The 23,434-nt window shown below is 69.6% G+C and carries 28 protein-coding genes; 4 read left to right on the plus strand and 24 right to left on the minus strand.

The window, feature by feature from the left end; translation table 11 throughout:
- Positions 1-13: 13 nt before the first annotated feature.
- From rpsI to NGH83_RS13170, 3 genes are all read right to left on the minus strand, one after another.
- Positions 14-499 (minus strand): 30S ribosomal protein S9, encoded by a 486-nt coding sequence (gene rpsI / locus NGH83_RS13160; protein ID WP_251856708.1) that lies wholly within the window; start codon positions 497-499, stop codon positions 14-16.
- A gap of 27 nt (positions 500-526) precedes the next feature.
- Positions 527-973 (minus strand): 50S ribosomal protein L13, encoded by a 447-nt coding sequence (rplM, locus tag NGH83_RS13165; RefSeq protein ID WP_251856709.1) that lies wholly within the window; start codon positions 971-973, stop codon positions 527-529.
- A gap of 176 nt (positions 974-1,149) precedes the next feature.
- Positions 1,150-2,019, minus strand: coding sequence for a tRNA pseudouridine(38-40) synthase TruA (locus NGH83_RS13170; protein WP_251856710.1), 870 nt, complete (start codon positions 2,017-2,019; stop codon positions 1,150-1,152).
- A gap of 72 nt (positions 2,020-2,091) precedes the next feature.
- Between NGH83_RS13170 and NGH83_RS13175 the strand changes: the two genes are divergently transcribed.
- A complete protein-coding gene (locus tag NGH83_RS13175) occupies positions 2,092-3,132 on the plus strand; it encodes an ATP-dependent DNA ligase (RefSeq protein ID WP_251856711.1) in 1,041 nt (346 codons plus the stop codon).
- Positions 3,129-3,629, plus strand: coding sequence for a tetratricopeptide repeat protein (locus tag NGH83_RS13180; protein ID WP_251856712.1), 501 nt, complete (start codon positions 3,129-3,131; stop codon positions 3,627-3,629). The genes NGH83_RS13175 and NGH83_RS13180 overlap by 4 nt, the downstream gene beginning before the upstream one ends.
- Before the next feature lie 4 nt (positions 3,630-3,633).
- On the opposite strand, the gene ligD is transcribed toward NGH83_RS13180, so the two are convergent.
- A complete protein-coding gene (gene ligD / locus NGH83_RS13185) occupies positions 3,634-4,659 on the minus strand; it encodes a non-homologous end-joining DNA ligase (protein ID WP_251856713.1) in 1,026 nt (341 codons plus the stop codon).
- A gap of 162 nt (positions 4,660-4,821) precedes the next feature.
- Between ligD and NGH83_RS13190 the strand changes: the two genes are divergently transcribed.
- Positions 4,822-6,675 carry an acyltransferase family protein gene (locus NGH83_RS13190; protein WP_251856714.1) on the plus strand — a complete coding sequence of 618 codons (1,854 nt, stop codon included), beginning with the start codon at positions 4,822-4,824 and terminating at the stop codon, positions 6,673-6,675.
- 101 nt (positions 6,676-6,776) lie between these two features.
- Here the strand turns inward: NGH83_RS13190 and rplQ are convergent, their stop codons facing one another.
- The 14 genes from rplQ to NGH83_RS13255 form a co-directional block, all read right to left on the minus strand.
- Positions 6,777-7,391: a 50S ribosomal protein L17 gene (gene rplQ, locus NGH83_RS13195; protein ID WP_251856715.1), complete on the minus strand. Its 615-nt coding sequence runs from the start codon at positions 7,389-7,391 to the stop codon at positions 6,777-6,779.
- A gap of 52 nt (positions 7,392-7,443) precedes the next feature.
- A complete protein-coding gene (locus tag NGH83_RS13200) occupies positions 7,444-8,430 on the minus strand; it encodes a DNA-directed RNA polymerase subunit alpha (RefSeq protein WP_251856716.1) in 987 nt (328 codons plus the stop codon).
- A gap of 125 nt (positions 8,431-8,555) precedes the next feature.
- Complete coding sequence (rpsK, locus tag NGH83_RS13205; RefSeq protein ID WP_251856717.1) at positions 8,556-8,957, minus strand: 30S ribosomal protein S11; 402 nt, start codon at positions 8,955-8,957, stop codon at positions 8,556-8,558.
- Positions 8,958-9,023: 66 nt separating this feature from the next.
- Positions 9,024-9,404, minus strand: a complete 381-nt coding sequence (gene rpsM / locus NGH83_RS13210; RefSeq protein ID WP_251856718.1) for a 30S ribosomal protein S13 — start codon at positions 9,402-9,404, stop codon at positions 9,024-9,026.
- 184 nt (positions 9,405-9,588) lie between these two features.
- Entirely contained in the window at positions 9,589-9,702 is a 114-nt protein-coding gene (gene rpmJ, locus NGH83_RS13215; protein ID WP_116754812.1) for a 50S ribosomal protein L36, read from the minus strand.
- A gap of 61 nt (positions 9,703-9,763) precedes the next feature.
- Positions 9,764-9,985 carry a translation initiation factor IF-1 gene (gene infA / locus NGH83_RS13220; protein ID WP_017885509.1) on the minus strand — a complete coding sequence of 74 codons (222 nt, stop codon included), beginning with the start codon at positions 9,983-9,985 and terminating at the stop codon, positions 9,764-9,766.
- 173 nt (positions 9,986-10,158) lie between these two features.
- Positions 10,159-10,815 (minus strand): alpha/beta fold hydrolase, encoded by a 657-nt coding sequence (locus tag NGH83_RS13225; RefSeq protein ID WP_251856719.1) that lies wholly within the window; start codon positions 10,813-10,815, stop codon positions 10,159-10,161.
- A gap of 21 nt (positions 10,816-10,836) precedes the next feature.
- Entirely contained in the window at positions 10,837-11,718 is an 882-nt protein-coding gene (locus NGH83_RS13230; RefSeq protein WP_251856720.1) for a site-specific DNA-methyltransferase, read from the minus strand.
- A gap of 96 nt (positions 11,719-11,814) precedes the next feature.
- Positions 11,815-12,972: a mannitol-1-phosphate 5-dehydrogenase gene (locus NGH83_RS13235; RefSeq protein WP_251856721.1), complete on the minus strand. Its 1,158-nt coding sequence runs from the start codon at positions 12,970-12,972 to the stop codon at positions 11,815-11,817.
- Between the two features lie 5 nt (positions 12,973-12,977).
- The gene (locus NGH83_RS15355; RefSeq protein WP_371872681.1) at positions 12,978-13,412 is read right to left on the minus strand and encodes a PTS sugar transporter subunit IIA; all 435 of its coding nucleotides are present in this window, start codon (positions 13,410-13,412) and stop codon (positions 12,978-12,980) included.
- A gap of 126 nt (positions 13,413-13,538) precedes the next feature.
- On the minus strand, positions 13,539-15,044 hold the full coding sequence (locus NGH83_RS13240; RefSeq protein ID WP_371872683.1) for a PTS mannitol transporter subunit IICB: 1,506 nt from the start codon (positions 15,042-15,044) through the stop codon (positions 13,539-13,541).
- A 77-nt stretch (positions 15,045-15,121) separates the two neighbouring features.
- Positions 15,122-16,783 carry a phosphoenolpyruvate--protein phosphotransferase gene (gene ptsP, locus NGH83_RS13245; protein ID WP_251856722.1) on the minus strand — a complete coding sequence of 554 codons (1,662 nt, stop codon included), beginning with the start codon at positions 16,781-16,783 and terminating at the stop codon, positions 15,122-15,124.
- Entirely contained in the window at positions 16,780-17,046 is a 267-nt protein-coding gene (locus NGH83_RS13250; protein WP_251856723.1) for an HPr family phosphocarrier protein, read from the minus strand. Before NGH83_RS13250 ends, ptsP begins: the two co-directional genes overlap by 4 nt.
- A gap of 2 nt (positions 17,047-17,048) precedes the next feature.
- Complete coding sequence (locus NGH83_RS13255; protein WP_251856724.1) at positions 17,049-17,381, minus strand: PTS sugar transporter subunit IIB; 333 nt, start codon at positions 17,379-17,381, stop codon at positions 17,049-17,051.
- Between the two features lie 158 nt (positions 17,382-17,539).
- On the opposite strand from NGH83_RS13255, the gene NGH83_RS13260 reads away from it, so the two are divergent.
- Complete coding sequence (locus NGH83_RS13260; RefSeq protein ID WP_251856725.1) at positions 17,540-19,453, plus strand: transcription antiterminator; 1,914 nt, start codon at positions 17,540-17,542, stop codon at positions 19,451-19,453.
- A gap of 9 nt (positions 19,454-19,462) precedes the next feature.
- Here NGH83_RS13260 and NGH83_RS13265 read toward each other — a convergent pair whose 3' ends face one another.
- The 6 genes from NGH83_RS13265 to rplR form a co-directional block, all read right to left on the minus strand.
- Positions 19,463-20,065 (minus strand): adenylate kinase, encoded by a 603-nt coding sequence (locus NGH83_RS13265; protein ID WP_251856726.1) that lies wholly within the window; start codon positions 20,063-20,065, stop codon positions 19,463-19,465.
- Positions 20,062-21,384 carry a preprotein translocase subunit SecY gene (gene secY, locus NGH83_RS13270; RefSeq protein WP_251856727.1) on the minus strand — a complete coding sequence of 441 codons (1,323 nt, stop codon included), beginning with the start codon at positions 21,382-21,384 and terminating at the stop codon, positions 20,062-20,064. The genes NGH83_RS13265 and secY overlap by 4 nt, the downstream gene beginning before the upstream one ends.
- A 152-nt stretch (positions 21,385-21,536) precedes the next feature.
- Positions 21,537-22,163, minus strand: a complete 627-nt coding sequence (gene rplO, locus NGH83_RS13275; RefSeq protein ID WP_251856728.1) for a 50S ribosomal protein L15 — start codon at positions 22,161-22,163, stop codon at positions 21,537-21,539.
- A complete protein-coding gene (gene rpmD, locus NGH83_RS13280) occupies positions 22,163-22,348 on the minus strand; it encodes a 50S ribosomal protein L30 (protein WP_251856729.1) in 186 nt (61 codons plus the stop codon). Before rpmD ends, rplO begins: the two co-directional genes overlap by 1 nt.
- Complete coding sequence (gene rpsE / locus NGH83_RS13285) at positions 22,348-23,064, minus strand: 30S ribosomal protein S5 (RefSeq protein WP_251856730.1); 717 nt, start codon at positions 23,062-23,064, stop codon at positions 22,348-22,350. Before rpsE ends, rpmD begins: the two co-directional genes overlap by 1 nt.
- Positions 23,061-23,432 carry a 50S ribosomal protein L18 gene (rplR, locus tag NGH83_RS13290; RefSeq protein ID WP_251856731.1) on the minus strand — a complete coding sequence of 124 codons (372 nt, stop codon included), beginning with the start codon at positions 23,430-23,432 and terminating at the stop codon, positions 23,061-23,063. The genes rpsE and rplR overlap by 4 nt, the downstream gene beginning before the upstream one ends.
- Positions 23,433-23,434: the final 2 nt, after the last annotated feature.

Raw genomic sequence — 23,434 nt, forward strand, 5'->3', positions numbered from 1 at the left:
CCGATCCCTCGGATCAGCGCTTCGAGAACTGAGGAGCCTTGCGGGCCTTCTTGAGACCGGCCTTCTTGCGCTCCTTGACTCGGGCGTCGCGGCTCAGGAAGCCGGCCTTCTTCAGCTCGGGGCGGTTGTTCTCGGCGTCGACCTCGTTGAGGGCGCGCGCGATGCCGAGACGCAGGGCGCCGGCCTGACCGGAGGGGCCACCGCCGGTGATGCGGGCGATGACGTCGTAGCTGCCGAGCAGGTCGAGCACCTTGAACGGGTCGTTGATCAGCTGCTGGTGCAGCTTGTTCGGGAAGTACTCCGCGAACTCACGGCCGTTGACGGTGATGGTGCCCGAGCCGGGGACGATGCGCACGCGGGCGATGGCCTGCTTGCGGCGACCCACGGCGGCGCCCGGGACGTTCAGCACGGCACGCGGGGTGCTGGGTGCCGACGACGCGGGGGTCTCGGTGGAGAAGCTCTCGGGAGCGGTGTCGATGGAGTCTGCGATTCTCGCCATGATGAAGTCCTAGTATCCGGTCGGCGCTTACTGGGCGACCTGGTTGAGGGTGTACGTCGTGGGCTGCTGTGCAGCGTGGGGGTGCTCGGCGCCGGCGTAGACCTTCAGCTTCTTCAGCTGGGCGCGACCGAGCGAGTTCTTCGGCAGCATGCCGCGGACGGCCTTCTCGACGGCGCGCGTCGGGTGCTTCTCGAGCAGCTCGGTGTAGCTGGTGGCGGTGAGTCCGCCCGGGTAGCCCGAGTGACGGTAGGCCTTCTTCTGCTCGTGCTTCGAGCCGGTGAGCGCGACCTTCTCGGCGTTGACGATGATGACGAAGTCACCGGTGTCGACGTGGTTCGCGAAGATCGGCTTGTGCTTGCCGCGCAGGAGGGCGGCGGTGTGGCTGGCGAGGCGGCCCAGCACGATGTCGGTGGCGTCGATGACGACCCAGTTGCGCTGGATGTCACCTTCTCTGGGCGTGAATGTACGCGTCACAGGAATGTCCTTCGATCGAGGTGTTCGTGAATCCCGCTCCGATGGGAGTTCGTCGATACGAACGCCGCGGTGGAGGGCTCGGTCGCGCGCGGAGGTACCGTGCGCAACCTGAACAGATTAGTGCAGACTCCGATGCGGGTCAATCGAGCACCCGCACCGCGCTCCCGCCGATCCGATCAGTCGTCGAGGGATCGGCGGGCGCGGGTCTGCTCGGCCCGCGCTTCGAGCTGGTCGTCGGGCGGATACCCGACCTCCATGAGGGTGAGGCCCTTGGCGGCCTGCACGACGAACTCGCTGCTGCGTCCGTCGGCACCGAGCAGCGCGGCGAGCCGATCGCTCGGGAGCCGCCCCTCCCCCACCGCGATGGCGGCGCCGATCAGTGAGCGCACCATCGAGTGGCAGAACGCGTCGGCTTGAAGGTCGGCGACGAGCACGCCGTCGCCGTCGCGGCTCCAGTCGAAGCGCTGCAGGGTGCGGATCGTGGTGGCCTCCTCGCGAGGCCGGCAGTAGGCGGCGAAGTCGCCGAGCCCGAGGAGCCCCTGCGAGGCGAGCGCCATCCGCTCGTCGTCGAGCTCGGCGGGATACCAGAGGGTCCGGTGCCTCTGCAGCGGGTCCCGACGGGCGCGGGCGTCGGCGATGCGGTACTGGTAGCGACGCCACACCGCGCCGAACCGGGCGTCGAATCCGACCGGCGCCTCGGCGCCCGCCAGGATGACGACGTCCGAGTCGGAGCCGAGGACGCCGGTGAGCCGGCGGGTGAGCGCCGCGGCACGGCCTGCCGCCGGTGACGGTGTCCTCGCCCGGTCGAGGATCGCGAGGTGCTCGTCGCCGAGATCGAGGTGGGCGACCTGGCCGAGCGCGTGCACGCCGGCGTCGGTGCGCCCGGCGACGGTCAAGGCCGGCACGGTCGTCGTGCGCCGGAAGAGCGTCGCGAGCGCCTCGTCGAGCACGCCCTGAACGGTCCGCAGGCCCGGCTGCTTGCCCCACCCCCGGAAACCGGTCCCGTCGTAGGCGATGTCGAGCCGGAAGCGGACGGGGGAACTCACCGGACGAGTCTAGGAGCGACGGGTCCGCTCGGACCCCTGCCCCTTCCCGGTCGGAGCAAGCAAGATGGTGCCATGGAGATCCCCGAGCCGATGCTGGCCAAAGCGGTTCCGACCGTCCCCGACACCGCGCGGGGCGGAGGCGCGCTCGGCTACGAGCCGAAGTGGGACGGATTCCGCGCGATCGTCCGCGTGGACGACGCGGGGATCGAGATCGGCAGCCGCGGGGCGAAGACGCTCACCCGGTACTTCCCGGAGCTCGTCGACACGATCCGCGCACAGGTGCCGGCGGGCACCATGCTCGACGGCGAGGTCGTCGTGCGACGGCCCCGCGGGGCAGGTGAGCGTCTCGACTGGGAGGCCCTCTCGCAGCGCATCCACCCGGCCGAGAGCCGCATCCGCAAGCTCGCCGCCGAGACTCCCGCATCCTTCATCGCCTTCGACCTGCTGGCCGAGGGCGGTGTCTCCCTCCTCGACACCCCGTTCTCCGAGCGGCGCAGCGCCCTCGAGCGGGTGGCCGCATCGTTCGACGCCCCTCTGCACGTCACGAGGCTGACCACCGACGTGGACCTCGCCCGCACCTGGCTCGTCGAGTTCGAGGGCGCAGGGCTCGACGGCGTCGTCGCGAAACCCCTCGACGGCGTCTACCAGCCGGGGAAACGGACGATGCTGAAGATCAAGCATTCGCGCACGGCGGACTGCGTCGTCACCGGGTACCGCACTCACAAGAGCGGCAGCGGTGTCGGCTCGCTGCTGCTCGGTCTGTACGGCGACGACGGCGAGCTGCACGGGGTCGGCGGCATCTCCGCATTCACCGACGCCCGCAGGCAGAGCCTCGTCGACGAGCTCGCCCCGCTCGTCGCCCGAGACGACTCGGGCGAGGCGGTGCGCGGCGAGGGGGAACGCAACCGGTTCTCGTCGTCGAAGGACACCTCGTTCACCGTGCTCGAACCCCGCCTGGTCGTCGAGGTGAAGTACGACCAGATGGAGGGCGACCGTTTCCGGCACACCGTGCAGTTCCTGCGCTGGCGGCCCGACCGCGACGCCTCGTCGTGCACCTACGACCAACTCGAGGTGCCGAACGACTACGACCTCGGCAAGGTGCTGGCGCGATGACCGAGGAGTCTCAGGCCGAATGGCGGCGACGGGTCGACCGTCTCTGGTCGTCGTTCGATCCCGACGAGGCGGGTCCCTTCGTCGCAGCCATGACCGCTCTCGCCGAGGAGCGCCCGGACGACCCGGTGGCGCTGTTCGAGCTCGGCGGCGCCCACGATTCGACCGGCTCGACGCCCCGCGCCGTCGAGCTCTACCGCCGAGCCCTCGCGCTCGGCCTGTCCGGTCCCGAGCGGCGGCAGGCCGTCATCCAGCTCGCGAGCTCGTTGCGCGCGATCGGGCAGCCGGACGAGGCGGTCGCTCTGCTCGAGCCCGAACTCGCGGCCGAGCACGACGAGTTCGACGATGCGGTCCGCGCGTTCCTGGCGCTGGCACTGCACGACGTCGGCCGCGCCGGCGAGGGGCTGGCGTTGACCATCGACGCGCTCGTGCCGCACCTGCCGCGATACGGTCGCTCGCTCTCGTTCTACGCCCGCGACCTCCGCACCCCCTCGGTGTAGCGCGTCAGTCGGCGGCGGGCTTGCGGGCCTTCGACGGCTGCACGCGAGGCGGCTCCCCCGGCATCTTCGGATAGTCGGGCGGGTACGGCATCTCGCCCTGACCGTTCGCGACGTCCCGCTCCCACCACTCGAGCAGCACGTCGAGCACACCGGGGCTCACCTCGTCGCCCCAGGCGTCGCCGCGTTCCGCGAGCAGCCCCGGCACGGAGCGCACCGTGAAGTCGAGCGGGCTGAGGTCGTCGAGGTCCTCCCAGCGGAACGGCATCGAGACCGTCGCGGCCGCCGTGGCGCGGGGGCTGTACGCGCCGGCGATGGTGCGGTCGCGGGCCGCCTGATTGAAGTCGACGAAGACCTTCTCGCCGCGCTCCTCCTTCCACCAGGCCGTCGTGACCTCGTCGGGCATCCGCCGTTCGAGCTCGCGGGCGGCCGCGATGACGGCGTGCCGGACGTCGATGAAGTCCCATCGGGGCTCGATCGGCGCGAACACGTGGATGCCGCGGTTGCCCGACGTCTTCGCCATCGCGGTGAGCCCCGCCTCCGACAGCACGTCGCGGAGGACGTGGGCGGCGCGGACGGCGTCCTCGAACCCTCTGCCCGGCTGCGGGTCGAGGTCGAGACGCATCTGGTCGGGGTGGTCGATGTCTCCGGCGCGCGAGGGCCACGGGTGGAACACGACGGTGTTCATCTGCGCCATCCAGACGAGGGCGGCGGGCTCGTCGATGACGAGCTGGGGGTGGGCGCGTGCGCTCGGGTAGGTGACCATCACCTCGCGGATGAACTCGGGCTTGCCTCGAGGCGGGTTCTTCGAGAAGAACATCTCGCCGTCGATGTCGGCGGGGTAGCGCTGAAGGGCGACGGGACGGTCGCCGTTGGCGCGCACGAACGGCTCTCCGACGGCGACGAGGTACTCGACGAGCTCGAGCTTGGTGACGCCGGGCTCTGGCCACACCACCCGTGACGGGCTGGACACCCGCATCTCGCGGGGGCCGTCGGGCCCGTCGACCTCGAGGGTGATCGCTTCGCTCGCCACGTCCGGCCTCCTCGTCGGCCCCTGCGGGGCGCCTGTTCCTCACGCTAGCGGCGACGCTCGACACGCGCACCGGCTCCGGGCGCGCGCGGAGCGCCGGGCGGACAATCACATCTACACCCCTCCCCCGAGACTTCCCCGAAGAAGAGCCCTCAGACGATGCCGATGACAAGCGGCGCACCCCGCGATCGGTCGGCGCACCTGCCCGGCCTCGATGGTCTGCGCGCGCTCGCGGTCGGCGCCGTCGTGCTCTTCCACGTGGCGCCCGCTGCGCTGCCGGGCGGATACCTCGGCGTCGACGTGTTCTTCGTCATCAGCGGGTTCCTCATCACGACCCTGCTGATGCGCGAACGCGACGGCGACGGGATCCGCCTCGGCCGGTTCCTCCTGCGTCGGGCACGCCGTCTGCTGCCCGCCCTCGCCGTCGTGGTGATCGGCTGCGCCGCCCTGGCCGCGGTCATCGGCGGGGACGTCCTCGTCGGCATCGGCGCGGAACTTCTCGGGGCGCTGACGTTCTCGAGCAACTGGGTGGCGGTGGCGCAGGGCGACGACTACTTCGCCGCGGCAGCCCCCCAGCTGTTGCGCAACCTGTGGTCGCTCGGCGTCGAGGAGCAGTACTACCTGCTGTGGCCGATCCTGCTCGCCGTCGTCTGCCTTCTCCGGCCACCGGCGCGTCGCGGGACCGTCGTGCTCGCCGCGGCGGCACTGTCGGCTCTCGCGATGGCGCTCCTCGCCCTGCTGTCCGGCCCGGCCCGGGCCTACTACGGCACCGACACCCATGTGTTCGGCCTGCTCGCCGGGTCGGCTCTCGCGCTCGGGGTGCTGCCCGCCGGCGGCATCGGTGTGGGCACCGCCGTGGAGCGGCTGCGCGGAGCGGCCGGTCACTGGATCGGCGGCGCAGCTCTGGTGGGACTCGTCGCCGCGGCGTTCCTGCTCGACGAGCACTCCCTCACCCCCTACCTGGGCGGCCTCGCCATCGTGGCGGCGCTCGCGACGACCGTCGTCTGGGCGGCGACCGCCCCCGGCTCGTGGCTCGGCCGTGTGCTCGACATGCGCCCGCTGCGCTATCTGGGCGAGCGCTCCTACGGCATCTACCTCTGGCACTGGCCGCTGCTCGTGCTCGTCGGCGCGATCGTCCCCACGTGGCGTCAGGACCCCGCCGCGTCATGGCTCGTGCCCCTGCTCGTCGTCGGTCTGACCCTGCTCCTCGCCGCGCTCTCGTACCGGTTCCTCGAGCAGCCGGTGCGTCGCCTCGGCTTCGGCGGTGCGGCCCGCGCTCTGCTGCCGCGGCGCGTCCCGCTCGCCGTCGTCGCCGCTCTCGCGCTGGTCGCCGTCTCGCTGTCGGTCGTGGGAGTGGTCCGCGCTCCGGCGAGCACCGAGGCGGAGGGCCTGATCGCCGCAGGCAGCGCGGCGATCGAGGAGACGACGCCGGAGCACCCCGTCGCTCCGGTGGAGGACGACGGCCCCACCGCCGCCGACGCGATGGGGAACGGCGACGGCGCGACGGAAGGCGCGCCGACGGACAGCGCCGATGAGGCGGCGGCGCCGCTTTCGGGGGATCGGATCACCGCCATCGGCGACTCGGTGATGCTCGCCGCCGCTCCCGCCCTGCAGGCGGAGCTGCCCGACATCAGCATCGACGCCGCCGTGTCGCGTCAGCTGGCCGAGGCGCCGGCGCTCCTCGCGAGAGCGGAGGCGGCCGGGACCCTGCGGCCCGTTGTCGTCATCGGACTCGCGACCAACGGCCCCACGGGGTGGCGCTACCTGGAGCAGGTGCGGGACTCCGCAGCCGGCCGCAAGCTCGTGTTCGTCAACGCGTACGGTCCGATGGAGTGGACGGGCTCGGTCAATCAGACCCTCGCCGACTTCGTGGCGCAGACGCCTGGCGCCGTGGTGGCCGACTGGAACTCCGCGGCGGCCGCGCACCCCGAGCTCCTCGCCTCCGACCAGACACATCCCGGGGCGGACGCGGCGGTGCTGTACGCCGACTGCGTGACGGCCGCGATCCGCCGCCTCTAGCAGCTCGAGGCAGCACAGCGCAGCCCGGGGCAGCACGAGCAGGAACGAGAACAGCCCGCGGAGCCATCGGCTCCACGGGCTGTTCTTCGTTACGGGTGCGACTACTTCGCGTCGTCCTTCGACACGTCTGCGGCGTCGGCCTCGACCTCGGCGGCGGCCTCGGTGGGCTCCTCCGCGGTCGTGGGCTCGGACGTCTCGACGGCGTCGGTCGACTCGACGGGCACGTCGGCGCCGCCGGCGGCCTCATCCACGGTCGTCTCCTCGTCGGTCACGACGGTCTCCTCGGCGGCGGGAGCGGCGGCCGGGGCGGCCTTGCTGCTCGCGGTGCTGCGGGTCGACGCCGCACGCTTCGGGGTGACGGGCTCGAGAACGAGCTCGATCACGGCGAGCGGCGCGTTGTCGCCCTTGCGGAAGCCGGTCTTGGTGATGCGGGTGTAACCACCGGGACGCTCGGCGACGAGGGGAGCGATCTCGGCGAAGAGCTCGTGCACGGCGCTCTTGTCGCGGATGATCTGCTGCACCCGGCGACGGGCGTGCAGGTCGCCGCGCTTGCCGAAGGTGATCAGACGCTCGGCGAGAGGCTGAAGGCGCTTGGCCTTCGTCTCGGTCGTGGTGATCGACTTGTGCGTGAACAGCGCGGTCGCGAGGTTCGCGAGGAGCAGGCGCTCGTGCGCCGGCCCGCCACCGAGACGGGGACCCTTGGACGGTCTAGGCATTTCTTCTCTTCCTCAATGTTGCGAAAGGTCTTCGATTCGTCGACGGACGAACTCAGGACTCTTCGTCGTCGTAGCTGTAGTAGTGGGCGCCGTCGAAGCCGGGGACGGCGTCCTTCAGCGACAGGCCGAGCTCGACGAGCTTGTCCTTGACCTCGTCGACCGACTTCTGGCCGAAGTTGCGGATGTTCATCAGCTGGGTCTCCGAGAGCGAGACGAGCTCGCTGACCGTGTTGATGCCCTCGCGCTTGAGGCAGTTGTAGGAGCGGACCGACAGGTCGAGGTCCTCGATCGGCATGGAGAGCTCGCTCGAGAGCACGGCGTCGACGGGCGCGGGGCCGATCTCGATGCCCTCGGCCTGGTTGTTCAGCTCGCGGGCGAGTCCGAACAGCTCGACGAGGGTGCGACCGGCCGACGCGATGGCGTCGCGCGGGCTGATCGCCGGCTTGGTCTCGACGTCGACGACGAGGCGGTCGAAGTCGGTGCGCTCACCGGCACGCGTCGCCTCGACGCGGTAGGTGACCTTCAGCACGGGCGAGTAGATCGAGTCGATCGGGATCTGACCCGACTCGCTGAACTCGCTGCGGTTCTGCGACGCGGAGACGTAGCCGCGGCCACGCTCGATGGTCAGCTCGAGGTCGAACTTCGCCTTGTCGTTGAGCGTCGCGATGACGAGCTCGGGGTTGTGGATCTCCACACCGGCGGGAGCCGAGATGTCGGCCGCGGTGACGGGGCCCGCGCTCTGCTTGCGCAGGTAGGCGGTGATGGGCTCGTCGTGCTCGCTGGAGACGACGAGGCCCTTGATGTTGAGGATGATCTCGGTGACGTCTTCCTTCACGCCCGGCACGGTCGAGAACTCGTGCTGGACGCCCTCGAGACGGATGCTGGTGACAGCGGCGCCCGGGATGGAGGACAGGAGGGTGCGGCGGAGCGAGTTGCCCAGGGTGTAACCGAAGCCGGGCTCGAGCGGCTCGATGACGAACCGCGAACGGAACTCCGAGATGTTTTCTTCAACGAGCGTCGGGCGCTGTGCGATGAGCACTTATTGGTTTCCTTTCGAAAGAGTGTCCGCTATATGACACTTCCGAGTGATGTGGAGATGAAAAGGACGGGTCCGCGTCGGGCGCGCGGAAGCCGTCCGGGCGGAGAACCCGGACGGCGACAGCGTCAGACGCGGCGGCGCTTCGGCGGACGAACACCGTTGTGCGCCTGCGGCGTCACATCGTTGATCGAACCGACCTCGAGGCCCGCGGCCTGAAGCGAACGGATGGCCGTCTCGCGACCCGATCCCGGGCCCTTCACGAAGACGTCGACCTTCTTCATGCCGTGCTCCTGCGCCTGACGCGCGGCCGACTCGGCGGCGAGCTGGGCGGCGAACGGGGTCGACTTGCGGCTTCCCTTGAAGCCGACGCCGCCCGATGAGGCCCAGCTGATCACGGCACCGGTGGTGTCGGTGATCGAAACGATCGTGTTGTTGAACGTCGACTTGATGTGGGCCTGGCCCACGGCGATGTTCTTCTTCTCCTTGCGGCGCGGCTTGCGGCCCGCTCCCGCCTTCGGTGCTGCCATGTCGGCTTTCTCCTAAATCCTGAAATCTGTACGGCGCTGTGGTCCTGTGGCCCTGAGGGCGACGGACTACTTGCGGCCGGCCTTCTTCTTGCCGGCGACGGTGCGCTTGGGGCCCTTGCGGGTACGCGCGTTGGTCTTGGTGCGCTGACCGTGCACGGGCAGACCGCGACGGTGGCGAAGACCCTGGTAGCTGCCGATCTCGACCTTGCGGCGGATGTCGGCGGCGACCTCGCGGCGGAGGTCACCCTCGACCTTGTAGGTCCCCTCGATGTGGTCGCGGAGCGCGACCAGCTGGTCGTCGGTCAGGTCCTTGACCCGGATCTCGCCGCTGATGCCGGTCTGCTTCAGCGTGTCGAGTGCGCGGGTACGGCCGACGCCGTAGATGTAGGTGAGTGCGACTTCCACGCGCTTGTCGCGGGGGATGTCGACACCGGCGAGACGTGCCATGTCTGGCTTCTCCTCTGGAGTATCAGGAGGTGTGAACCAGCGTCGGTGCCCGGGCCTCCTGACCCGAGGTGTCCCCCGCCGCGGAGTGCGCGACGGGTTCTGATGCTGGCGTTGGTGTTATTCAGTTATGAGTACTGCGTTCTGAGTGCTGCGATGCCGGCGGCGAGTCGATCGCCGCGCGTCATCAGCCCTGACGCTGCTTGTGGCGCGGGTTGTCGCAGATGACCATCACGTTGCCGTGACGACGGATCACCTTGCACTTGTCGCAGATGCGCTTGACGCTGGGGTTGACCTTCATGTTCTTTCTTCCTTCGCTGGCGTCGTACCCGATGCGGGCCGTTCCTTATCCAGCAGTTCGCTCACTTGTAGCGGTAGACGATCCGGCCGCGGGTCAGGTCGTAAGGGCTCAGCTCCACGATCACCCGGTCCTCGGGGAGGATTCGGATGTAGTGCTGTCGCATCTTGCCCGAGATGTGGGCGAGCACTTTGTGTCCGTTGGTCAGCTCGACGCGGAACATCGCGTTGGGCAGAGCCTCGAGCACAGAGCCCTCGATCTCGATTACGCCGTCCTTCTTGGCCATATCCTCACTTCACTACACGCAGCGTTCTGCGGGTCTCGCGGTTAGAGTCGGTGCACGTGCTCGTACCCATGACCGGGAGACCGGTCGGGAGAGAAGCGGCCAACGAAGTCAGCCAGCGCACCAACGGGATATCCTATGCGAACTTCGGGCGCGCCGCCACCCGGCGTGTCTGCTCACGGCGTAGGGTTCCCGCTCCTCGCGGTCCGCGTGAAGTCGGCTGCGCGATCCGCCGCCTCGGCGAGGTTCTGCGCGTGCGTGCGCCCGCTGATCTTCGCCCGCGGCTTCAGCTCGTGCTCACCGTCGGGCAGGAAGCGCAGTTCGATCGAGTCCGACAGCGTGTAGCCGCCGACCTCGACCTCGGTGCCGAACGGATCGCGGGTGCCCTGGCAGATCAGCGTCGGGGTGCGCAGGGTCTCGAGGTGCGCGGTCCGAAGCTTCCCGGGTGCCCCCGGCGGGTGGAACGGGTACCCGAAGCAGACGACCGCGCTCACCGACCCCGCGTCTCGGAGCTCGTCGGCGACCATGGTCGCCACCCGGCCGCCCATCGACTTGCCGCCGATCACGACGGGGCTGCTCGATGCGGCGGCCACCTCGGCGACGACCTCGCGGTAGTCGTCCATGAGCGTCTCCGCCTTGGGCGCCGGCCTGCGCACGCCCGCCCGTCTTCCCGCCATGTAGGGGAACTCGAACCGGACGACGCGCACTCCGCGATCGACGAGGAGGCCGGTCATCCGCTCCATCCAGTCGGAGTCCATCGGCGCACCGGCACCGTGCGCGAGAACGAGCACGGGGGCGTCGCCGGCTCCCGACGACATCAGTTCGGCGGCCATGCGCGTAAGCCTAGGGACGACTCAGCGATGCGGCACCGGGTCGAGCTGGAGCCGCTCCCCCATCACCCGGACCGCGTCGGGGCTCTCGTCGACGAGGACGAAGCGGCGGCCGAGCTCGCGCGCGGCGGCCCCGGTGGTGCCGCTGCCGCCGAAGAAGTCGAGCACCCAGTCGCCGCGCTCGCTGCTCGCGGCGACGATGCGGCGCAGCACCCCGAGGGGCTTCTGAGTCGGATATCCGGTCTTCTCCCGCCCGGTCGGCGACACGATGGTGTGCCACCAGACGTCGGTCGGCAGCTTGCCGAGCGCCGCCTTCTCGGCGGTGACGAGGCCGGGCGCCATGTACGGCTCCCGGTCGACCTCGGCCGAATCGAAGACGTAATTCGTCGGGTCCTTCACGTAGACGAGGATGTTGTCGTGCTTGGCGGGCCAGCGGCCCTTCGCGCGTCCGCCGTAGTCGTAGGCCCAGATGATCTCGTTGAGGAAGCTGTCGCGGCCGAAGAGCGCGTCGAGCAGCACCTTCGCGTAATGCACCTCGCGGTAGTCGAGGTGCAGGTAGAGGGTGCCGTCGGGGGCGAGCAGGCGCCACGCTTCCTCGAGCCGGGGCTCGAGGAAGTCCCAGTACTCGGCGAACGAGTCGGCGTAGCGGAGGGTCGCGCCGCGCACGGTCTCGTAGCTGCGGCCCTTGAAGCCGACCCTGGTGCCCTCCTCGGAGCGCACCGCGGTGATCGATCGCCGCGTCTGCTGCTTGCCCGTGTTGAACGGCGGGTCGATGTAGATGAGCCGGAAGCTCTCGTCCGGCAGGGTGCGCAGGAACCCGAGGTTCTCGGAGTGCACGACGAGGTCGGGGCCGTCGGGTGACCACACCGAGCCCTGCGGTTCCGGACTCGGCTGGGGAAGGCTCACGGGCTCAAGATTAAGGCCGACCCTCGCAGCCGATCGGTGCAGGCGAGCGTGTCGCCTCACCGGGGCTGCGAGGGCCGGCCTCGCGGAAGTGCCGCCCTACCGGTGCGCGCGGGCCGATCCGATGGCGGTGGCGATCGGGGCGATGAGCGGGTTCGACGCGTCGAGGCCGGTCAGCCGGACGGCGAGCTCCTGCGCCGGTGCGTCCCCTGCCAGCAGTGCCTGCAGCTCGACGCTCTCCGGGTCCTCCGGCACGTCGAAGCGCAGGGCCGCGGCGACGGCGCGCACCAGCGCGTCGGCGGGCAGGCCACGCTCGACGAGTTCGGCGGCGGGACCGATGAAGCGCTCGTGCCGACTCAGTTTGCGCAGCGGGGCGCGCCCGACTCGCACCGGGGTGTCGGAGAGGTACGGGTTCGCGAACCGGGTGAGGTTCTTCTCGAGGTACTTCTCCTGCTGCTCCATCGGGAAGCCATACTTGGCGACGAGCAGCGTCTTGGTCTCCTCGAGCACCGCCTTGACCTCCTCGAACACCTCGGGCAGCTCGAGCGCGTCGGCGAGACGGTCGGCGCCGTGCACGAAGCCGTGGTAGGCGAGGGTCGCGTGGCCGGTGTTCACCGTGAAGAGCTTGCGCTCGATGTACGGCGCGAGCTCGGGCACGAAGGTGGCGTCGGGGATCTCGGGGACGGCGTCGCCGAACGGGGTCGATTCGACGACCCACTCGAAGAAGTCCTCGACGGTGACGTCGAGCCCGGCGTCCGCGGCCTGCCCCGGCACGATGCGGTCGACGGCGGTGTTGGCGAAGATCGCGCGGGCGAGGACCTCGTCGCGTTCGTCGTCGCCGAGCAGCGCCTCGATCTCGCCGCGGAGGATGTCGGTCGCGCCGATGGCATTCTCGCACGCCATCACGGCGACCGGTGTTCCATCGGCGCGGGCGCGCAGACCGGCGGCGATCACGGGGGCGATGAACTTGAGGATGTTGGGTCCGACCGCGGTCGTGACCACATCGGCTCCCGCGATCTCGGCGACGACCGCCGCCTCGTCGGCCCTGCTGTTCAGGGCGCGGTACCCGTCGACGGTGAGGTCGCGGGGGCTGTCGCCGACCTCGTGAACGACGTAGGAGTCGCTCGCGGCGAGCGCATCGATGAGTTCGGCGTTGACGTCGGCGAAGACGACCTCGTACCCGGCGTCGTGGAGGATGAGTCCGACGAACCCACGGCCGATGTTGCCCGCACCGAAGTGGACGGCGGTCTTGCCCATACGGCTCAGGCCTCGTTCACGTCGCCGAGGAGGGTCTGGATCTCCTCGGGGGTCTTCGCGGCGAGGAGCTTCGCGACCTCGTCGTCCTCGCTGAACACGAGGGCGATCTTCGACAGGATCTCGAGGTGCTCGTTCTCGATGCCGGCGATGGCGATCACGAAGCGCACCTCGTTGCCGTCCCAGTCGATCGCGTCGTCGTAGCGGACGATCGCGAGAGCCGAACGGACGATCTCGTCCTTGGCGTCGTTGGTGCCGTGCGGGATGGCGAGGTAGTTGCCCATGTAGGTCGACACGGCGTTCTCGCGGTCGAACATCGCGTCGACGTAGGCCTGCTGGACGGCACCGGCGGAGACGAGCAGCGCCCCCGCCTCACGGATGGCGTCGTCGCGGGTGCGTGCCGTGCCGCCGACGATGATGCGGTCGAGGTCGAGGATGGCCATGGTGCTCCTTAGGTCCTGTCTACTTCGCGGGTGAGTCCACTGAACAGGTGGTTGCTGGGAAAGAGGGAACAGCGGAAGGGAACGGCAATGGGGTGGGGAACCTCACGGCTCCCCACCCCATCATCGTCACTTGTTCTGGTCTGCCACCAGCGCGACGACCTCGTCGTAGCGCGGGCTGTTCATGAAGTTGTCGACCGAGACGTGCTGCGCGGTCGGCGCCTTCTGCTCGGCGCGGGCGGTGAGCTCGCGCTGGGTGATGACCAGGTCGGCGCTGTCGTCGAGGTTCGCGATGGCCTTGTTGGTCACTGTCACACCCTCGATGCCCGCCTTCTTGATCTTGTTGCGGAGGACGGTCGCGCCCATCGCGCTCGAGCCCATGCCGGCGTCGCAGGCGAACACGATGTTCTGCACCTTCGACGCGAGCGCGGTGCCACCCTCGGCGGTGGTGCCGGTGGTTCCGCCGAGCCCGGCGAGCACGCTGCTCTCCTTGCCCTTGTTCGCCTGCGTCTGCGCGATCGCGGCGTTGAAGGTGTCCTCTTCGGCGGCGAGGTCGCGCTTGCGGCTCGCCCGCAGGATGACCGCGGAGATGAGGAAGGTGACGGCGGCCGACAGGATGACCGAGAGGATCACGCCGACGTAGCTGTCGGGAGCGGTGAACGCGAGGATCGCGAAGATGCTGCCGGGCGACGCGGGAGCGACGAGACCGGAGCCGGCGATCGCGTTGGTCGCGACGCCGGTGGCGCCACCGGCGATGAGCGCGAGCAGCAGGATCGGCTTCATCAGCGCGTAAGGGAAGTAGATCTCGTGGATGCCGCCGAGGAACTGGATGATGATCGCGCCGGGAGCGGTCGCGCGGGCGGCGCCGATGCCGAAGATCGAGAACGCGACCAGCAGACCGAGGCCGGGGCCGGGGTTCGCCTCGAGCAGGAACAGGATCGACTTGCCGGTCTCCTCGGCCTGCTGCAGACCCAGCGGGGTCAGCACACCGTGGTTGATGGCGTTGTTGAGGAACAGCACCTTCGCGGGCTCGATGAAGATGCTCGCGAGCGGGAGCAGACCCGCGTTGAGGAGCCACTCCACACCGAGGCCGAGGCCGGTGCTGATGAGCTTCAGCAGCGGGGCGAGGCCGAAGAAGCCCGCCATCGCGAGCAGGAAGCCCGCGATACCCGCCGAGAAGTTGTTCACGAGCATCTCGAAGCCGGCACGGATCTTGCCGTCCCACAGCTTGTCGAGCTGCTTGATCACCCACGCGCCGAGGGGGCCGCAGATGAGCGCGCCGAGCAGCATGGGGCTGCCGGCGGCGCCGATGATCACACCGAAGGTCATGATCGACCCGACCACGCCACCGCGCACGTCGTAGACCATGCGACCACCGGTGTAGGCGATCAGCAGCGGGAGCAGGTAGGTGATCATCGGGCCGACGATGCCGACGTAGGCGTTGCCGTCGGCGTCCTCGCCGAAGCCGCCGAGCGCCGGCACCGGCAGCCAGCCGGTCTCGATGAAGAGGGCGGTGATGATGCCCCACGCGATGAAGGCGGGGATGTTCGGCATGACCATGCCGCTGAGGAAGGTACCGAAGCGCTGCACGTGGACGCGTGCGTTGCGCTTCTCACCGACTGACGTCGTCGTCATTGTTCTTCTCGTCTCCTTGACTGTGTTTCTTTGTGAGGGTTCGGTTGTTCGTTGGCGGATCGGGATGGCGGAAAGGATCAGGTCTGCGGGACCAGCAGCGCGTTCACCGCGTCGCGGGCGCCGCGGGCGTCGTCGGCGCCGAGGGCGGCGTCAGCGAGGCGGACAGCCTGCTCGCGGGTGTGCTGCAGCAGTTCGGCACGGACGTCGCCGATGGCCGACGGCGACATCGACAGGCTCGTCGCGCCGAGGCCGACGAGCACGACGGCGAGCAGCGGGTCGGCGGCGGCCTCACCGCAGATGCCGACCGACTTGCCGAGCGCCGCGCCCGCCTTGCCGACCTCGGCCACCAGCTTCAGCACCGCCGGGTGCCAGGGGTCCTGGAACGAGGCGACGCTGCCGAGCAGACGGTCGGCGGCGAGGGTGTACTGGGTCAGGTCGTTGGTGCCGATGCTGGCGAACGCGGCCTCGCCGAGGATGCGGTCGGCGAGAAGCGCCGACGAGGGCACCTCGACCATGACGCCCGCCGTCTTGATGCCGAGCTCGGTGGCGAGTTCGACGAAGTAGCGGGTCTCCTCGACGGTCGAGACCATAGGCGCCATGACCCAGAGGTCGGCGTCGGTCTCGGCGTCGGCGCGCGCGAGTGCGGTGAGCTGGTCACGGAGGATCTGCTCGTTGGCGCGGAGGGCGCGCAGGCCGCGCAGGCCGAGCGCCGGGTTCTCCTCCGCGGCGTCGTTGAGGAACGCGAGCGGCTTGTCGGCCCCCGCGTCGAGCGCGCGCACGACGACCTTCTTGCCGGCGAATCCGCGCAGCAGCTTCGAGTACTGCGCGTACTGCGACGACACGCTCGGCGCCTGCGTCGCGTCGAGGAAGAGGAACTCGGTGCGGAACAGCCCGACTCCCTCTGCGCCGGCGGCGACCGCCTTGTCGATGGCGTCGACCGACCCGAGGTTCGCGAGGAGCGGCACCGCGGTGCCGTCGGCGAGGGCGCCGGGGCCGATCGGGACGCTGCCGCGTCGTGCGTTCTCGGCGATGGCGTGCTCGGCGGCGGCGAGGTCGTCGGCGCTGGGGTCGCGGGTGACCGCTCCGGCGCCGGCGTCGACGATGACCACATCGCCGTCGTTCAGGTCGAGGGCTCCGACGACGCCGACCACCGCGGTGATCGACTTCTCGCGCGCGAGAATCGCGGTGTGCGAGGTCGGTCCCCCGTCGCTCGTGACGACCGCGAGCACCTTGTCGAGGTCGAGCAGGGCGGTGTCGGCCGGGGCGAGATCCCGGGCCACCAGCACGAACGGGGTGTCGCTCTCGGGCACACCGGGAGCGGCGACGCCGTTCAGGCGCGCGATGATGCGCTGGGAGACGTCATCGAGGTCCGCGGCGCGCTCGGCCATGTACCCGCCGATGCCGATCAGCATCTCTTTGAAGCCGGCGAACGCCTCGAACACGGCCCGCTCCGCGGTGGCGCCGTTGTCGATGCGCGAGTCGACGTCGCTGCGCAGCGTCGGGTCGTCGACCATGAGCACCTGCGCCTCGAGCACCTCCTGCGCCTTCCCGCCGGCGCGTTCCCCGCGCTCACGGATGTCCGCGCCCGTCGAGGCGAGCGCGCCGGTGACGCGCTCCTTCTCGGAGTCGGGGCCGATGGTGCTGGGCGTGGTGGCGGGGTCGGGCAGCGGGTCGGGCATCCGCAGGACGGATCCGATCGCGATGCCTCGACCGATGCCGGTGCCGACGAGCGCGCTCATGATGCGTCGTGGTCGGTGGTGAGGAGGCCGGTGAGCTCGTCGAGCAGTTCGTCGGCGCCCTCGCCGTCGACCGCCAGCACGACCTCGTCGCCGTGGTCGATTCCGAGCGAGATGACACCGAGGATGCTCGCCGCGTTGACGCTGCGACCACCCTTGGCGATCGTGACGGGCACTCCGGCGCGCGCCGCGGCCTGCGTGAAGAGGGCGGCGGGGCGGGCGTGCAGTCCGTGGGCGGATGCGACGACGACGTTGCGTTCTGGCACTGTTACTCCTTCGTGTTGGCGGGTTCGCTTCGACGGTAGGCCGATCCGGCCGCGTCGAGCAGATCATGGACAGTACGCACAGCCTCATCGGCGCCGGCGGGGCTGTACGCATCGGGCGGGAGAACGGCGACGCGGACGGGGTTCGCCACCCGGGCGATGTGCTCGAGCGAGGAGGCGAGCTGCGGGGCGACCAGCACGAGGTCCGCGCCGCTGACGGAAGCCAGCGAATCGGCGCTCTCGACCGTGACGGTCAATGCCGGGTCGAGGGCGCGCATGCGGCGCGCGAGGAACGTGCCGGATACGCCGGCCACGCACACGAGCGTGACGTTCACCATGGAGCGCCTCCTTGCGACCCAGTCGATCCAGCACCTACTCCGCCGAGTCTGCGCCTGCTCGGCCAGCATGACCAACGAACTGTCTTCCGCGGGTTAGGAAACGCGGGGAAGATCTTCCGGCTCGCCCCTCGGAGAGGTCGCTTAGGGTTTTCAGTGCCATGGCCGACAAGATCCCGCAGCTCCTCGAGCACCTCAGCCGAAGCGACGGCTGGGTGTCCGCGGGCGAGCTCGCCGACCGGATCGGGGTCTCCACCCGCACCGTGCGCAGCTACGTGACGGCCGTGAAGACGGCGGCGAGCCCGCTCGAGGTGATCGCCTCGTCGACGAGCGGGTACCGGCTCAACCCCGACGAGTACGCGCGCTACCTCGCCGACGGCCCCGACGCGGAAGCGTCGCCCGAGCGGCCGCGGGAGCGGGCCAACTACCTCATCACCCGTCTCGCCCAGGCGAGCGACGGGCTCGACGTCTACGGTCTGGCGGCGGCGCTCTTCGTGAGCGACTCGACGCTCGAGGCCGACCTGCGACGGGTACGGGCGGTCGCGCGCGACTGCGGCGTCGAGCTGGTGCGCGAGGGTTCCGTCGTCCGACTCGCCGGCGCCGAGGACACCCTGCGCCGGCTCATGAGCCAGGTGTTCCGAGAGGAGACCGCACGCGGCCCTCTCGGGTTGCGGCAGGTGCAGGACGCGTTCGGGATCGGGGACCTCTCCGGCTTCAAGACCGACCTCGTTTCTCTGCTCCAGGACGAGGGCTACGCGGTCAACGAGTTCGGGCTCGACGGCGTGCTCGTGCACACCGCGATCGCGCTCGAGCGCTCCCGCACCGGCCATGCACGCACGGAGCCCGCGGCCGGCACCGACGACCTCGAAGCGGCGCTCGCTCCGCTCGTCGTCAAGCACTTCGGCGCCGAGCTGCCGCCCGGGGAGCTCCGGGCCCTCGCCGATCTGCTCACGACCCGCGTGGGCACCCGACGACCTCCCGCCGGGCGCGACGGCGATGACGACGCCACCGCTCGGGTCCCGGCCGACGACCTCACCTTCGTCCGCACCCTCCTCGAACGTGCGGGGAAGGAGTTCCTCGTCGACCTCGACGACGAGGGCTTCCTCGTGCGACTCACCATGCACGTCGGCAACCTCGCACGGCGCGCCCGCTCCGGCGGGGCGACCAGGAACCCGCTCACGCGGTCGATCAAGACCTCGTACCCGCTGACGTACGAGCTCGCCGTCTTCCTCGCGAGCGAGATCCAGCGCCGCTACGACATCACGGTGAGCGACGACGAGATCGCGTTCATCGCGTTGCACGTCGGCGCGCACCTCGAACGCAACGCCTCGCCGGCCGACGCGGTGTCGTGCACGATCGTCAGCCCCGGCTACCACGACCTCGGCGAGCTGCTGCGCAAACGTCTCGAGAGCGCTTTCGGGTCGGAGCTGCGCATCGAACGCGTCATCGCGCGCACCGACCCCGACCCGCCCGAGCTCACGAGCGACCTCATCGTGTCGTCCACGCCGTCGATCCCGCGCACCGAGAACGTCGTGCTCGTGCAGCCGTTCCCCACCGACGCCGACGTCGACGCCGTGCGCGCCGCCCTGTCGCGGGTCCGGCGCCACCGCCGACGTGCCCGGCTGAAGGACGAGCTGCTGCTCTACTTCGACGAGTCGCTGTTCCTCCGCGACGTCTCGGTCCCCGACCCGGACACCATGATCAGAGCGCTCGGCGAGCGGTTGATGCTGCTCGGGGTGGCCGACCAGGCGTACGTCGACGGCGTCATCGAGCGAGAGAGACTCTCGTCGACCGCGTTCACCGAGCACCTCGCGGTGCCGCACTCGATGACGATGAGCGCCTCACGCACGGCGATCGCGATCGCCCTCAACGACACCCCAATGCCGTGGGGCGACAACCGCGTGAACGTCGTCGCGCTCGCCGCGTTCAGCGACGCGGACCGCGCCGCGTTCCAGACCGTGTTCGAGCAGTTCGTCGAGGTCTTCGCCAACCACGCGGATGTGCAGCGGCTGCTGCGCGGCTCCGAGGACTTCCGCTCGTTCATCGACGAGCTCGTCCGCCTCATCGACGCCTGACGGCGACGGTCAGGCGGCGGTGACGCCCTTCGCCGCGAGGGCGGCGGCGATGCGCTCGGTGACCTCGTCCACCGCCCCGAGACCGTCGACCTGGACGAGCAGCCCGCGCTCCTCGTAGAGGTCGAGCAGCGGAGCGGTCTGACGCGCGTACACCTCGAGGCGGTGACGGATCACCTCTTCGGTGTCGTCGCTGCGCCCCTGCTCCGACGCCCGCTTCAGCAGACGCTGCACGGTCTCGTCGGGGTCGGCCACGAGTTCTATGACCGCGTTGAGGTGGTGGCCGTGACCGTCGAGGATCCCGTCGAGGAACGCCGCCTGCGCGGTGGTCCTCGGGAATCCGTCGAGCAGGAACCCGCCGTCGGCGTCGGCCCAGGTGAGGCGGTCGGCGACGAGGTCGTTCGTCACCTCGTCGGGAACGTACTCGCCGCGGTCCATGAACGACTTGGCGAGCACGCCCAGCTCGGTCTCGGACCGGACGTTCTCGCGGAAGATGTCCCCCGTCGAGATGGCCGGGATCGCGTACGTGTCGGCGATCCGCGACGCCTGGGTGCCCTTGCCCGCCCCGGGTGGTCCGACGATCAGCAGTCGGGCGCTGGTGTCGGGGTCGGTCAACGCAGAAGCCCCTCGTAGTGCCGCTGCTGCAGTTGCGAGTCGATCTGCTTCACGGTCTCGAGCCCGACACCGACGATGATCAGGATCGAGGCGCCGCCGAACGGGAAGTTCTGGTTGGCACCGATCCAGACGAACGCGATCAGCGGGATCAGCGCGATGAGGCCCAGGTAGATGGAGCCGGGCAGCGTCACGCGGGTGAGCACGTAGTCGAGGTACTCGGCCGTCGGGCGGCCCGCACGGATACCGGGGATGAACCCGCCGTACTTCTTCATGTTGTCGGCGACCTCTTCGGGGTTGAAGGTGATCGCGACGTAGAAGTAGGTGAAGCCGACGATGAGCAGGAAGTACAGCGCCATGTAGAGCGGGTGGTCGCCCTGCACGAGGTAGTTGTTGATCCAGGTCACCCACGGCTGCGGCTCCTCGCCGGCGGCGGGCTGGTTGAACTGGGCGACGAGCGCGGGCAGGTACAGCAGCGACGAGGCGAAGATGACCGGCACGACGCCCGCCATGTTGACCTTGATCGGGATGTAGGTGTTGTTGCCGCCGTAGGTGCGACGCCCGACCATGCGCTTCGCGTACTGCACCGGGATGCGCCGTTGCGACTGCTCGACGAAGACGACCGCGGCGACGATCAGCAGGCCGATCGCGATGACGATGAGGAAGATCTCGAAGCTCTGCGACTGCGCGATCGACCAGAGCGAGGTCGGGAAGGTCGCGGCGATCGAGGTGAAGATGAGCAGCGACATGCCGTTGCCGACGCCGCGCTCGGTGATCAGCTCGCCGAGCCACATGATGAGGCCGGTACCGGCGGTCATGGTGATGACCATGAGCAGGATCGCGTACCAGGCGTCGTTGGTGATGAGGGCGGTACAGGCGGGCGAGCTGTTCTGCGGGAACAGGGCGCCGCTGCGCGCGACCGTGATCAGGGTCGTCGACTGCAGGACACCGAGCGCGATGGTGAGGTAGCGGGTGTACTGCGTCAGCTTCGCCTGGCCGGCCTGACCCTCCTTGTAGAGGGTCTCGAAGTGCGGGATGACCACACGCAGCAGCTGAGTGATGATCGACGCGGTGATGTACGGCATGATGCCGAGCGCGAAGATCGACAGCTGCAGCAGCGCACCGCCGCTGAAGAGGTTGACGAGCTCGTAGAGGCCCGAGGTGCCCTGGTTCTGGGCGAGGCACTCCTGCACGTTCGAGAAGTCCACGAACGGGGCCGGGATGAACGACCCGAGGCGGAAGAGCGCCACGATACCGAGCGTGAAAGCGATCTTCCGGCGCAGATCCGGCGTGCGGAAGATGCGTCCTATTGCCTTGAACACTCGGTTGTTCCTGCTTTCCTTCGTGTAACCGACGACGTGGCCGGGCGGTGCCCGGCCACGTCGTCAGAGGAACCTGACCGCACTCCTGTCACCCTTCGGTGGAGGAGAGGCGGCGACTCCGTGAACCCGACGGATCCCGTCGGATCCGTTCCTTAGTTGATGGAACCGCCTGCGGCGAGGATCTTCTGCTCAGCGGAGCCGGAGACCTTGTCGACAGCAACGTTCAGCTTAACCGCAATGTCGCCGGTGCCGAGCACCTTGACCTTCTCGTTCTTGCGAACGGCGCCCTTGGCGACGAGGCCCTCGACCGTGACGTCGCCGCCCTGCGGGTAGAGCTCGGCCAGCTTGTCGAGGTTCACGACCTGGTACTCGACGCGGAACGGGTTCTTGAACCCGCGCAGCTTCGGGGTGCGCATGTGCAGCGGCATCTGCCCACCCTCGAACCCGGCCTTCACCTGGTAGCGGGCCTTGGTTCCCTTGGTACCGCGGCCGGCGGTCTTACCCTTCGACCCCTCACCGCGTCCGACGCGGGTGCGGTCCTTCTTGGAACCGGCAGCGGGGCGCAGGTGGTGGACCTTCAGCACGCGCTCGCGGGCAACCACGTCGTCCGAGGACGAGGCAGCGGGCTTGCGGGCGGCGGGCTTCGCGGTGGCGGGAGCCTCCGCAGGAGCCGGGGCGGCGGCCTCGGCGGCCGCCTTCTTCGCCGCGGCGTTGCGGGCGCGCGTCGCCGCGGCCTTCTGAGCCGGGGTCAGCTCTTCGTTCTTGGCTTCGTCAGCCATCAGTCGATCTCCTCAACCTTCACGAGGTGAGCAACCGTGCGAACGTAGCCGCGGTTCTGCTGGTTGTCCTCGCGCACGACGACATCGCCGATCCGCTTGAGGCCCAGGCTGCGCAGCGTGTCGCGCTGGTTCTGCTTCTCACTCACCTTGGACTTGATCTGGGTCACCTTGATCCGGGCGGCCATCAGGCACCAACCTTCGCCTCGGCGGCAGCGTGCTCACGGGCCTGCTGCTCGGCGCGCTGGAGCTGCGCCGGGATGACGTCCTCGATGTCGAGTCCGCGGCGGGCGGCCACGGCGCGAGGCTCCTCGAGGCTCTTCAGGGCCTCGACGGTCGCGTGCACGATGTTGATCGTGTTGCTCGAACCGAGCGACTTGGAGAGCACGTCGTGGATACCGGCGCACTCGAGGACGGCGCGCACCGGGCCACCGGCGATGACGCCGGTACCGGCGGCGGCCGGACGGAGGAGGACGACGCCGGCAGCGGCCTCACCCTGCACGGGGTGCGGGATGGTGCTCGCGATGCGGGGGACGCGGAAGAAGTTCTTCTTCGCCTCTTCGACACCCTTCGAGATCGCGGTCGGGACCTCGCGCGCCTTGCCGTAGCCGACGCCGACGAGGCCGTTGCCGTCTCCGACGATCACGAGGGCGGTGAAGCTGAAGCGACGACCACCCTTCACGACCTTGGAGACGCGGTTGATCGTGACGACGCGCTCGAGGAACTGGCTGTCACGGCCGCCGTCGCGTCCGCCGTCACGGCCACCACGGCCCGGCTGACGCTCACGGCTGCCGCGGCGCTGCTCTCGGGGCTCGCCCCGGGCATCCCCGCGGTTGTTGCTCTCACTCGACGCCGCGGTCTCGACCGGCGCGCCGCCCTCTGTCGTGGCTGCTGTGTCGCTCACAGGTCCAGCCCTCCTTCACGAGCTCCTTCGGCGATAGCCGCGACGCGGCCCGCGTACTTGTTTCCACCGCGGTCGAAGACGACCGCGTCGATTCCTGCGTTCTTCGCACGCTCGGCGACCAGCTCGCCGACCCGACGGGCCTTGGCGGTCTTGTCACCGTCGAACGAGCGGAGGTCGGCCTCGAGAGTCGACGCCGAGGCGAGGGTGTGACCCTTCGAGTCGTCGACGATCTGCACGAAGACGTGGCGGGCCGAACGGTTGACGACGAGGCGCGGGCGAAGGGCGGTGCCTTCGACCTTCTTGCGCAGGCGGCTGTGGCGACGGTCGCGCGCAGCCGACTTGCTCTTGCCACGGATGACGGTGGCCATGA

This window comes from Herbiconiux sp. L3-i23 (assembly GCF_023734115.1).
In the GTDB taxonomy this organism is placed as follows: Bacteria; Actinomycetota; Actinomycetes; order Actinomycetales; family Microbacteriaceae; genus Naasia.